Source organism: Pseudopedobacter saltans DSM 12145 (assembly GCF_000190735.1).
Taxonomy (GTDB): Bacteria; Bacteroidota; Bacteroidia; order Sphingobacteriales; family Sphingobacteriaceae; genus Pseudopedobacter; species Pseudopedobacter saltans.
Genome location: NC_015177.1, coordinates 1,362,900 through 1,374,945, shown reverse-complemented (window position 1 = coordinate 1,374,945; position 12,046 = coordinate 1,362,900). Strand labels below are relative to the sequence as shown.

Below are 12,046 nucleotides of genomic sequence, written 5' to 3'. Positions count from 1 at the left end.
AAAGGTTCCCTGAAAGAAGGTAAACTGGCAGATCTGGTTATTCTGGACCAAAATCCCCTGAGTATCGACCCGGAAAAGCTAAGAGATATCAAAGTTGTAGAAACCATAAAAGAAGGTAACACAGTTTTTGCTTTGGATAAATGATAATACAGAGGTTCTAAATAGCCAGTCTTGAGCATCTATCCTTAATCCATTTCTTCGGGTTTTCTTAAAGTATATATAATTGCCATGATGATAACCGAAGGAATAATCAATGATGCATAGCTATAGCTGAGTTCGGTTTCGCCATGTGCGGGAAACAGTGCAACAACAGCGTAGCTCAGTGAAGACACGATCACATAGGTAATACCACCTGTTAGTCCGCTGGCAATACCTGCATTTTTAGGGAATCTGGCCAGACAATAAGAAAAATAATTGTTAAAAGTAAAGCCTGCCGAAGTATGTATCAGAAAAGCAAAGAACAGGATTGTAAAGATATTTGATACATAAGCCGAAGTGATGAGCATTATTACAGCGAATGCCAATTGAAGTCCCAGATTAACCCCCATTTTATGATAAAAGGGAAAATGGAGCACACCCTTACTGATAAAGCCACCGGTCATCCATGCCAATCCTAAAAATAAGGAGCTATAACCCACAATAACCGGACTCAAATGCATTTCATGTTCCAGTATAAAAGGTCCGGTCATATTGTAAACCATTACCATACTGTAGGCTAGTCCCAGCATCACAATTCCAAGAGAAAAGCTGCTGGTTTTAATCATATCGATATAAATTGAAGTGATTTTCTTTAACTTAAATTCGCTGTAAGATTTAATAGTTTCGCCACTGTACAGCCATTCCAGCACAAACATCAGAAAACCATAGAATGCCAGAAAATAGAAATTAGATTCCCAGCCAAATGCTGTTTGCAGATAACCGCCCACAAAAGGAGCAACTATAGGACCGGAAGACCATATAATGGTAAATAAGCTTAAGTAATGTTTTAGCTTTTCACCCTGATACATATCTACAAAATAGGCTCTTTTAGCCACAATAATAGCTCCGGTAGTAATTCCATGTATAATCCGCATCAAATAAATCAGATAGATATTATGGGTGGAGGCAATAACCAGGCTGGCTAAAGCGAAAATTAACAAAGCATAAAGAGAGAGTTTATAACGTCCGAAACTGTCTAAAATGCTACCTATAAAAAGCTGTGAAACCCCATAACTTATCAGGAAGAGACTTAATGTAGCCTGTACGTGGGTGTCGCTGATAGCCAGAGATTTGGCCATACTAGGTAAAGATGGAATATAGATATCGGTAGCCAGACCAGATAAAGGCAGTAATATAAAAGCCAGTAAGGTAGCTATCGATTCGTTTTTGGGTTTGTTATCAAGCGTATGTGTTGTAATCATGCGTAAAAAATAGAAGATGCGAAATAGCTGTTATTTATCCCTGGACGGGAGTAGGAAATAACAGTATTATCAAAATACCCGGCAAAGGTATTCGCTTGTTTTTTGTTTTAAGTGATCAAACTTTATATATCGCTAAATTTTACAATAAGATGAGCGGATCATTTTTTGTAATTATTTGATTGGAGAGGAGAGGTATGAACAGGAAATATATTGTGGAATTGTCCTCTTTTATATGATATATTGTTGTTATAAAGTAGGGGTATAGTAAAGGAATAGCTATAGGATAGTGCAAGGTATAAGCCAGATAACGTGGGGTATATGTGGATGAAAGGTGGACTATAGGTGGATTATAGGTGGAGTTATAAATCTTGGTTTGGGTAAATAGAAAAAGGTAGAAACAAATTAGGATTATATTTAATACAAGGGTATTAAATATAATCCTAATTACTAATATACGCAACAATAATGAGAAAAGGTATATGTCCTGAAGACCTGTAGAGTGGTTTTGAGCTGATAATGAGTCGGAGACTCTTCGTTATTTAATAATCCGTAGTCCCCTTTATCTCTTTTCCTTCACACAAGACTACGGACAGAATAATGCTACGGACAGAATAATTAAAAAAACATGTAGCATAGAGACTGCTTCGCGAGCTCGTTCCGAAAGGAACTCCTTTGGAGCAGTGACGCTTCTATTTGTGTCTTTGCCAGAGCCTGTTCCGATTAATCCTATCGTGTGGACACAAAATAGGCTTACATTTCTGTTCAAGCAGGTTTTTTCTGCAAGAAGACCTTGCAGCAGATCAGATTAAATTTGTTCATATGATTTACCATATGCCGCATAAATAGTAAAAAAGAGCATTACTATTGGCTAAATCTCTAATTTTGTCATAATCACATTTGGTATCCCATGTTATCAGATATTTTTTAGGATCGTCAACGTAACTAATACAGTTTCTAAATAATGAGATACTTGATGTGAAATCTTTTAAGTCCCATTCGATACAATTTCTATATAAATTCCCATATAACATTACACCTTTACGCATATATGTCTTTCGATCTCGTTTTATTATTCCATCTGTGTTATTTAAAAGTTTAGAATAGCTAAAGAAATCTCCAAAATAAACTGAAGAGTTAACTATTGGTAATTCTCCTTCATTTCCGGAACCTAAAGCAAAAATATTTTCACCCTTTTTCTTTAGAAATAGAAATAGATGTTGCCCTATTTCGTATTTAGTCCATCGCGCTGCACACTCCCATTCTTTAAATTGGTGAATTTGTAAATTTCCTTTTTCACCCGTTAAACTTTTGTCTATTTTGAAGGTGATGGTTTCATTATTCAAATTTATAATGGTTCCGTAGGCTATGATATCAGCTTTTACAATCAATTCACTTAAAGAATAGGGTGTATAATCCGCATCGCTTTTTGTTGAAAGGCTAATCAAAAGGATTAAAATTATAGATCTGAGTTTTTTTATAGAAATCTTCATCTGTTTTTATTTATATTTTAAAGTTAAGAGCGAAGAAGAAAAAGCCATAAAATTCACGAATTATTATGACTTCCATAATCAATGATTCACTTCTCTCTTTCCCGTCTCCGCTACAAAGGCGCCATCATTTAAAATGATTTCCTTTTTTGCTATCAGCTCTGCAATGGTTAATGTCCCTACAACGTAATTATAGTTTTTTGAATTGTAACTTTCTGAAACGTCATTGAAATTGATTTCTTTCAATAATTCAGCAGAGTTAAACCTGAAATAAACTTCTATCCCCACATTGTTGTCCAGGCTTAAGCCGAGATTTTGTTTGGCTTTTTTATATTCGTATTTGTAATCATACCTCAAAGCGGAAATATCTGAAAATACTGCCGCACCGGTAGGGTGGCCGCCAGCTCCTTTACCAAAGAAAAACTGCTGATCGGCAAATGCAGCCTGAACGCTAACACCGTTATATTCGTTTTCTACATTAAACAAAAAATCGTCTTTAGATACCAATTTGGGTAAAACATAAATCCCAACGGTTGCCTCATTTAACTTTTTGGCGATGGGAACAAGTTTTATCTTCTGTCCCTTTTCTCTGGCATATTTTAAATCATTATTGTTTAAATTCTGGATACCAATATTCAGTATATCATCCGGGTTTACAAAAATTCCATAGGCATGTGCTGCGGCGATGGCAACTTTAAACTTTGGATCATACCCACCAACGTCAAGAATAGGATTTGTTTCTGCAAAACCCAGGTCCTGCGCTTTTTTTAGAGCCGAATCATAAGATTGGTTTTCGTTAAATACTTTAGAAAGAATATAGTTTGAAGAACCATTAAAAATACCGCTGATAGCAAAGAGCAATTCGTTATCGTAGTATTCTTCCAGATTTCTGATGATAGGAATACTTCCACAGACAGACCCCTCATATAAAAGCGATGTGCCGTATTCTTCCTGAAAGGCAACCAGTTCTTTCAAATGAATAGCAATCATCTTTTTATTGGCAGAAACCACATTTTTCCCTTTCTTCAATGCCTCGGTTACGATTTCGTAAGCCGCTTCGGCATCATTAATTAACTCGATAATGGTATTGATTTCGGGGTCGTTCAGAATCTCTTCTTTATCTGTGGTAAACAAAGATTCGGGCAAAGTTCTCTTTTTAGAAGGATCTTTAATAGCTATTTTCTTAAACTCGAAATTTAAGTTCTTTGACACCGAGATATCGTACAGACCCTGTCCAACAACGCCGAAGCCAAAAAGGCCAATATTTAATTTTTTTCCCATTGTTATACGTAAATTATTGGTCACTTCTCTCGCATTAGGAATAGAACCAACAGGCTATTCCGGTAGGAAAAAGTATCCAGATTTATTTGAATTTATTATTTGATATTCTCAGAAATTACACTAAAACATTTGCAAAGGCTACGTCGACAGGACTGACTATATAGGATTTTTTGAATGTTTATCTCTATGATAATGTCTTAGTTGATTTGCTTTGCCGGGTATTTAACCGGCAAAGCAATAAATCAATTTTCCTTAGATAGCAGCAAGTGCTTGTTCGAAATCAGCTTTGATATCGTCTATATGCTCTATACCAACAGAAACCCTTAATGCAGCTGGTTTTACACCTGCAGCAATTTGCTCCTGCTCACTTAACTGTTGGTGTGTAGTTGCGGAAGGCTGGATAATCAACGTTTTTGCGTCTCCCACATTTGCCAGATTACTGGTTAATTTAAGCGCATTGATAACCTTGGTCGCATTTTCTTTATCTCCAATAACTTCGAAAGATAAGACACCACCGAAACCGTTTTTCAGATACTTTTTAGCCAACGCATGATAAGGAGAAGACTCCAGACCGGGATAATTTACCGATTTTACTTTCGGATGCGTTTCTAACCATTTTGCCAATTCTAATGTATTATCAACGTGTCTTTGTACTCTTAAAGAAAGAGTTTCCAATCCCTGAATCAATAAGAACGAATTGAAAGGAGATTGAGAGCAACCATAATCTCTAAGACCTTCTACTCTTGCTCTGATGATAAACTGAATGTTTCCGAAAGGACCATTAACACCAAATACATCAGAGAAAACCAGTCCATGATAACCTTCAGAAGGCTCAGAGAATTGAGGGAATTTTCCATTACCCCAGTTGTAATTTCCGGCGTCAACAATCACACCACCAATGCTTGTTCCGTGTCCACCAATCCATTTTGTAGCTGCTTCAACCACAATATTGGCACCATGCTCTATCGGTCTGAATAAATAACCACCAGCACCAAATGTATTATCTACAATAAAAGGGATGTCATGTTTTTTCGCAACTGCAGCTATGCCATCGAAATCAGGAATATTTAGTTCAGGATTTCCAATAGTCTCTACATATAAGGCTTTAGTATTTTCGTCAATTAATTCTTCGTAAGATTCCGGATTATCGTCTTTCGCGAATCTGGCTTCGATACCCAAACGTTTAAATTGAACTTTAAACTGATTGTAAGTCCCTCCATAAAGGCGACCTGTAGTTACAAAGTTATCTCCCGCTTGCAGGATATTTGTAATTGCAAGAAACTGGGCAGCCTGACCAGAAGAAGTCGCTAAAGCGGCAACACCACCTTCTAAAGCAGCAACTCGTTTCTCGAATACATCAGTAGTAGGATTCATGATTCGGGTATAGATATTCCCAAATTCCTTCAATGCAAAAAGGTTTGCTCCGTGTTCGTTGCTGTTAAAAACGTAAGATGTGGTTTGATATATAGGAACTGCTCTAGAACCTGTTGTTGGATCTACTTCTTGTCCCGCGTGTACTTGTAAAGTTTCAAATTTCAAATTTTGTGTTGACATTTCTTTTTTAGATTAAAAGTTTAAATTAATTCTGTTTTTTTTTGGATTATGCATTTGCATCAATTCTATTGCAAATTACCTGCAATATAGGCAAAGATTTGCAGTGCCGGGGAAATTAGCACATACAGCAACACATACAACAATTAGCCATAGATAGGGTATAGCCACTAACGTCCGTTATATGAAGTTGATGTGATTTTTCAGAATTGTTTAAAATAGCTTTTTTCATGTCTTTAAATATTTATATTTCCCTTTCGGGGCAGGATTTGGCACCTTTTCCGTTTTTGCTGGAAGGTTGCCAGTGGGTCTCAGAGCCTGATCTCTTACCACTTCTTTATAAATCAAGACCTTTTAAAAGAGGAATTGATCTTGGTATTAAAACCAATGTGTGCAAACTTAGCAAATAATCTTTTATACTTCCAAATTAAATTCGGAATTTTTGTAATTCACTTTGAATTTTTTAGATAAAACGCATTTTGGACTATAAATTTTTATCCAAATCGGCTATCAGGTCTTCCAGGTTTTCCAATCCTACAGATGCTCTGATTAAGTTTTTAGGCGTTTTAGAATCCGGACCTTCAATAGAATAACGATGTTCAAGCAAGCTTTCTACGCCACCCAGACTTGTTGCCTGCGTAAAAATCTTCACATTATTTACCAGAGATCTGGCTGCTTCTTCACCCGCTTTAACACAAAACGATAGCATTCCGCCAAAAGAGGTCATTTGTTTGCTGGCTAAATCGAACTGTGGATGAGATTTTAATCCCGGATAAAATACGCGTTCGATAGCAGGATGAGCTTCCAGGTATTTTGCCAGTTCAAAAGCATTATATTCATGCCCACGCATTCTGTATGCCAGCGTTTTGATACCTCTGGTAACCAGATAACAGTCGAAAGGGGAAGGTACAGCGCCGCCTAAAACCTGTAAGTTTCGCATTTTCTCCCAAAAGGCATCTTTTTCCTTGCTAACTACCGCGCCACCACAAACATCAGAATGCCCATTTAGAAATTTGGTGGTCGAATGCATAACCAAATCTGCACCCAAAGCCAAAGGCTGTTGCCCATATGGTGTAGCAAAGGTATTGTCTACAACCAGTTTTAAGTTATGTTTTTTTGCGATGACAGCAATAGCTGTAATATCTGCAATTTTCAATAAAGGATTGGACGGAGTTTCCACCCAAATCATTCGCGTATTGCCCTTTACATACTTTTCTATTTCATCTATCTGGGTTAAGTCGACAAAATCAAGGTCAATTATACCTTTAAAAACAAATTTCAGTTGATTTCTTAAGCCATGGTACATGTCATCAGGACATATTACATGACTACCGGGTTCTAAACACTGGAAGACCGACATCCCGGCCGTGTTCCCGGTTGCGAATGCGCAACAATCGGCACCGTTTTCCAATTTGGCAATAACGTTTTCTAACGATTTTCTGTTCGGATTGTCAATCCGGCTATACATGTAACCAGAAGGGTAGCCGCCGTCTTTCCCTCTTTCGAAAGTACTGGACAAAACAATGGGTTGTGTAACTGCCCGGCTATCTTCATCTAATTTATTTCCAGCATGTATAGATATGGTTTCAATTTTCATGTGGAGTTGATTTGAATTGCAGCTAAATTAGAAAATTAGAAATGAAATAGTTTTTCAAAATGATTTTTTATTTCTGTTTATAAGTTCTTTACATTAAAAAAACCTACCACATACTATTATTTACTATTTTTGAGAAAAAAAATTGCTGATGAATAACAACCATCAAATAGAGACTCTTCTTAATAACAAGAACTTAGATCCAACTTTAAGAACTATAGCAGCAAAAGTTAGCAATCAGGAGAGAATTAGTTTTGATGAAGGGGTTTTTCTTTATGAAAATGCAGACCTTCCGTATTTAGGTACGCTGGCAGATTATATACGTAATAAAAGACACGGAGATTTAACCTATTTTAATAGGAATTTCCATATCGAGCCTACCAATATCTGTGTTTATGATTGTAAGTTCTGTTCCTACTCCAGAATGATCAAGCAGCGTGAAGAGGGGTGGGAAATGGATGTCGACGGTATGATGGACATTGTAAAGAAATACGATGGAGAACCTGTTACCGAGGTACATATTACAGGGGGAGTGGTTCCAAAGCAAAATCTGGATTTTTATGCCGATTTTTTCAGAAGAAGCAAAGCTCACCGTCCCGACTTGCATATCAAAGCTTTAACGCCTGTTGAATACTATTACATTTTTAAGAAAGCGAAATTATCCCATTACGATGGTATGAAATATATGCAGGAAGCCGGTTTGGATTCTATGCCAGGCGGTGGAGCCGAAATTTTTCATCCGGAAGTACGGGAAAAGATTGCACACGATAAATGTACTGCTGAGCAATGGCTGGATATTCATGAGCAGGCACATAAATTGGGTATGAGATCTAATGCAACCATGCTTTATGGTCATATCGAAGAGTTCTGGCATCGTGTAGACCATATGGAACGCCTGCGCCAGCTACAGGATAAGACCGGAGGTTTTCAAGCTTTTATCCCTCTTAAATTTAGGAACAAGGATAATCAGATGTCGGATATTCCTGAAGTAAGTGTGGTAGAAGATTTACGTAATTATGCTATTGCGCGTATCTATATGGATAATTTTGATCATATAAAGGCTTACTGGGCAATGATCAGTAGAAATACCGCACAGCTTTCCCTCAATTTTGGTGTTGATGATATAGATGGTACCCTGGATGATACCACTAAAATTTATTCGATGGCCGGTGCCGAGGAGCAAACGCCAGCTATGAGTACGCAACAATTGGTCAAACTGATTAAAGATGTGGGACGTAAACCGATAGAAAGAGATACTTTATATAATGTGATAAACGACTATACGGATTTTGAGTTTGAAGAGGAAGTAAAACCTAAATTCTACAGTTTACCCGTAATTAATTCATAATGAGTACTACAGATAAGAAGAAGATTTATATTATCCGTCACGGAGAAACCGATTATAATAAAGCAGGCCTTGTACAGGGGAGAGGAATAGATGCAGATTTAAATGAAAAAGGCAGAGCACAAGGCAGAGCATTTTTTGAATTCTATAAATCAGTGCCATTTGATAAAGTCTATACTTCCAAGTTAAAGAGAACTCATCAGACAGTTCGGGATTTTTTAGCTATTCCTTTGCCCTGGGAGCAGTTGCCAGGATTGGACGAAATGGACTGGGGAAAACATGAAGGGCAAAGTATTTCAACAGAAATCAGAAATGAATTCGAGAAAATAGTCGAAGCATGGAATAGTGGTGATTATAGTGTTAAGCCGCAAGGTGGAGAAAGTCCACTTGATGTTTATGCCAGACAAGAGGAAGCTATGAATTATATCGTTTCCGAAGAAAAGGAAAACGAGAAAACAATATTAATTTGTATGCATGGCAGGGCTATACGCTTGTTATTATGCCAGCTTACCGGAAGACCACTAAAGGAAATGGATCATTTCCCTCACCAGAATACATCCCTGTATATTTTAAATTATGCTGATGGGAAGTATGAAATAGAAACTTTTAACAGTTTGGAACATTTGGAGCTAATCAAAGATTAGGTTTATTTTAATTGCTTTTTTATGATTCGTTTTTCGGTAGTTAGCTATACGAATACCAAACCTTTTTTGTACGGCTTAGAGAATTCTCCCCTTAGAGAGAAAATAGATTTGAAGGTGGATTATCCGGCTTTATGTGCGCAAAAACTCATTGAAGACAAGGCCGATGTCGGGCTAATTCCGGTAGCAGCTATTTTAAAACTGGAAGAATACCATATTATTTCTGATTATTGTATTGGCGCTACCGGGAAAGTTAATTCGGTCTTTGTATTTAGCAATTGCCCAATTGAAGAGGTGGAGTTTATTCAACTGGACCCGGAATCGCGGTCGTCCAATAATCTAGCCTTGGTCTTGATGAAGAATTTCTGGAAGATTAATCCGGTTAAGATTATCAATGCGGAAGACTATGGTGCTTCCATACAGGAGCATACCGCTTTTGTACAAATAGGAGACAGGACATTCGGTAAAAAGCAGCAATTTAAATATGTATATGATTTAGCCGAAGAGTGGATGAAGTTTACCGGATTGCCTTTTGTTTTTGCCGCCTGGGTAAGTAATAAAAAACTTCCTGATGATTTTATTAAAGAACTGAACGAAGCTTTTAAGTACGGCATTGACCATATTGATGACGTTTTATCGGATTTACCCCCTTATGAGGGCTTCGACTTGCGTCAATATCTTCACTCTGATTTAGATTTTCATCTTAATGATAAAAAGAAAGAGGCTCTGGCTCTTTTTCATCAGTATATGAAGGAGTTGTAGTGTTTAGTTGTTTCTGGACAAAGGGATGCTGCTTATGCAAATTATGAAAGTTAGTCCGCCTCATGGCCGGCGGCTGGCCTAGAAACTTTTTTCAGAAGGCCTTTATATTTCTGTTTGGCCTTCAAGAATGCTGAAGCATTTTCCCTTCAGCTGAAAAAGTATCCAAAAAAGCCGTGGCGTATAACATTTGTCGCTCCATCTGGATAAATCTTTAATTGGTGCAATCCGGATATTTGCGAATGCTACTGCTTTATGTTATTTTTTGCAGCACATTGGATTGCTTGGTTATGCTTATTTATTGTTTCTGCACAAAGATTTGTGTTAATAGCTTCTGCCGTAGATTCTTTTAAATTTTTGCTTATAACTTTTTCCCTCGCTCAAGGCTTTCCGTCCTCAATGACCGGACAGGTCTAGTCCTTTTTAGCAAAAAAGTACCAAAATGCTTCGGCGTATAACATTTGTCGCTCCATCTGGATAAATCTTTCATTTGCGCAATCCGGATATGTGTGAATATCATTGCTTTATGTTACTTTCTGCGACACATTGGATTGCTTGACCTGTTCTTGCTTTATTGTTAGTGCACAAAGATTTATCTGATTACGGCTTCCAAATCTTATAATGCCAAGGGTGTTCTTAGGAATGGTTTGTGGTTAGTTTGTACTTATCTTAACCCTCTTTTCGTTACCCTGCGTGTTGTGTCAAACCGTGTTTTGTCAGGCTGAGCGGAGTCGAAGCCTTTGCGAATGCCCCTTAGACCCCGCTCATGGCGACAATCAAATACGATATATTATTGTTGACATCACACTAGTTCTTTTTTCGGAAAGTATTTGACGTTTCTATAATGGCCTTCAAGAATGCTAAAGCAATTCCCTTCAGCTGAAAAGAACCAAACCTGCCTTGCCGGCAGGCAGGAAAGCCGTCGACGTATAATCTTTGTCGCTCCATCTGGATAAATCTTTAATTGGTGCAATCCGGATATGTGCGAATGCTACTGCTTTATGTTGTTTTTTGCAGCACATTGGATTGCTTGGTTATGCTTATTTATTGTTTCTGCACAAAGATTTGTGTTAATAGCTTCTGCCGTAGATTTTTTTAAATTTTTGCTTATAACTTTTTCCCTCGCTCAAGGCTTTCCGTCCTCAATGACCGGACAGGTCTAGTCCTTTTTAGCAAAAAAGTACCAAAATGCTTCGGCGTATAATCTTTGTCGCTCCATCTGGATAAATCTTTCATTAGCGCAATCCGGATATGTATGTTTGTTAGTGCTTTATGTTACTTTCTGCGACACATTGGATTGCTTGACCTGTTCTTGCTTTATTGTTAGTGCACAAAGATTTATCTGATTACGGCTTCCAAATCTTATAATGCCATAAAGCGTTCTTGGGAATGGTTCTGTGAATTAATCTTCGTTGTCTCATCTCCACGCTGTCATCCTGAGCAGTCGAAGCCTACCTGCCTTAGCTCTGTCTTGTATCGGCCAGCAGGGATCTCTGTGTTAATGACTTCTGTCGTCGATATTTCATTGTTTTACTCTTTTCTTTCCCCTTGCACAGGGCTTTCCGTCTTCATTAGCTTGTCCCGAACTCGCTTCGGAGCCAGCAGGCCTAGAAACTTTTTTCAGAAGGCCTTTATATTTCTGTTTGGCCTTCAAGAATGCTGAAGCATTTTTCCTTTAGCTGAAAAAGTATCCAAAAAAGCCGTGGCGTATAACATTTGTCGCTCCATCTGGATAAATCTCTCATTTGCGCAATCCGGATATGTGTGAATGTCATTGCTTTATGTTGCTCTCTACTGCACATTGGATTGCTTGGATTTGCTTATTGGTTGTTAGTGCACAAAGATTTATCTGATTACTCCCGACGTAAAGTCGGGACAGGGTCTCCAAATCTTATAATGCCATAAAGCGTTCTTGGGAATGGTTTGTGGTTAGTTGGTACTAATCTGAGGTACTCCAAGCCTGCCTGCCTTAGTAGTGAGCTTGTGTT

Annotated in this window: 10 protein-coding genes and 1 riboswitch; of the genes, 4 read left to right on the top strand and 6 right to left on the bottom strand. The window is 37.7% G+C overall.

All coding sequences use genetic code 11. The features are described from left to right. The first annotated feature begins 9 nt into the window (after nt 1-9). Nucleotides 10-144: an amidohydrolase family protein gene (locus PEDSA_RS19810; RefSeq protein WP_083811772.1), complete on the top strand. Its 135-nt coding sequence runs from the start codon at nt 10-12 to the stop codon at nt 142-144. Between the two features lie 41 nt (nt 145-185). Here PEDSA_RS19810 and PEDSA_RS05785 read toward each other — a convergent pair whose 3' ends face one another. The 5 genes from PEDSA_RS05785 to PEDSA_RS05760 all read right to left on the bottom strand — a co-directional run bounded on the left by PEDSA_RS05785 (nt 186) and on the right by PEDSA_RS05760 (nt 7,316). Further along, nucleotides 186-1,400: an MFS transporter gene (locus PEDSA_RS05785; protein WP_013632227.1), complete on the bottom strand. Its 1,215-nt coding sequence runs from the start codon at nt 1,398-1,400 to the stop codon at nt 186-188. Between the two features lie 824 nt (nt 1,401-2,224). Next, entirely contained in the window at nt 2,225-2,890 is a 666-nt protein-coding gene (locus PEDSA_RS05780; RefSeq protein WP_013632226.1) for a hypothetical protein, read from the bottom strand. A gap of 78 nt (nt 2,891-2,968) precedes the next feature. Then, nucleotides 2,969-4,168 carry a homoserine dehydrogenase gene (locus PEDSA_RS05775; protein ID WP_013632225.1) on the bottom strand — a complete coding sequence of 400 codons (1,200 nt, stop codon included), beginning with the start codon at nt 4,166-4,168 and terminating at the stop codon, nt 2,969-2,971. 252 nt (nt 4,169-4,420) lie between these two features. Then, on the bottom strand, nt 4,421-5,722 hold the full coding sequence (locus PEDSA_RS05770; RefSeq protein WP_013632224.1) for an O-acetylhomoserine aminocarboxypropyltransferase/cysteine synthase family protein: 1,302 nt from the start codon (nt 5,720-5,722) through the stop codon (nt 4,421-4,423). A 238-nt stretch (nt 5,723-5,960) separates the two neighbouring features. After that, nucleotides 5,961-6,065, bottom strand: a riboswitch (SAM riboswitch). Between the two features lie 138 nt (nt 6,066-6,203). After that, the gene (locus PEDSA_RS05760) at nt 6,204-7,316 is read right to left on the bottom strand and encodes a trans-sulfuration enzyme family protein (RefSeq protein ID WP_013632222.1); all 1,113 of its coding nucleotides are present in this window, start codon (nt 7,314-7,316) and stop codon (nt 6,204-6,206) included. Nucleotides 7,317-7,464: 148 nt separating this feature from the next. On the opposite strand from PEDSA_RS05760, the gene mqnE reads away from it, so the two are divergent. Genes mqnE through PEDSA_RS05745 form a run of 3 tightly spaced genes read left to right on the top strand, consistent with a single transcriptional unit; the run spans nt 7,465 to nt 10,061 of the window. Next, the gene (mqnE, locus tag PEDSA_RS05755; RefSeq protein ID WP_013632221.1) at nt 7,465-8,661 is read left to right on the top strand and encodes an aminofutalosine synthase MqnE; all 1,197 of its coding nucleotides are present in this window, start codon (nt 7,465-7,467) and stop codon (nt 8,659-8,661) included. Beyond that, a complete protein-coding gene (locus PEDSA_RS05750) occupies nt 8,661-9,302 on the top strand; it encodes a histidine phosphatase family protein (protein WP_013632220.1) in 642 nt (213 codons plus the stop codon). Before mqnE ends, PEDSA_RS05750 begins: the two co-directional genes overlap by 1 nt. Nucleotides 9,303-9,323: 21 nt before the next feature. Further along, nucleotides 9,324-10,061, top strand: coding sequence for a menaquinone biosynthetic enzyme MqnA/MqnD family protein (locus PEDSA_RS05745; RefSeq protein ID WP_013632219.1), 738 nt, complete (start codon nt 9,324-9,326; stop codon nt 10,059-10,061). 872 nt (nt 10,062-10,933) lie between these two features. Here the strand turns inward: PEDSA_RS05745 and PEDSA_RS20260 are convergent. Beyond that, nucleotides 10,934-11,080, bottom strand: a complete 147-nt coding sequence (locus PEDSA_RS20260; RefSeq protein WP_013632218.1) for a hypothetical protein — start codon at nt 11,078-11,080, stop codon at nt 10,934-10,936. Nucleotides 11,081-12,046: the final 966 nt, after the last annotated feature.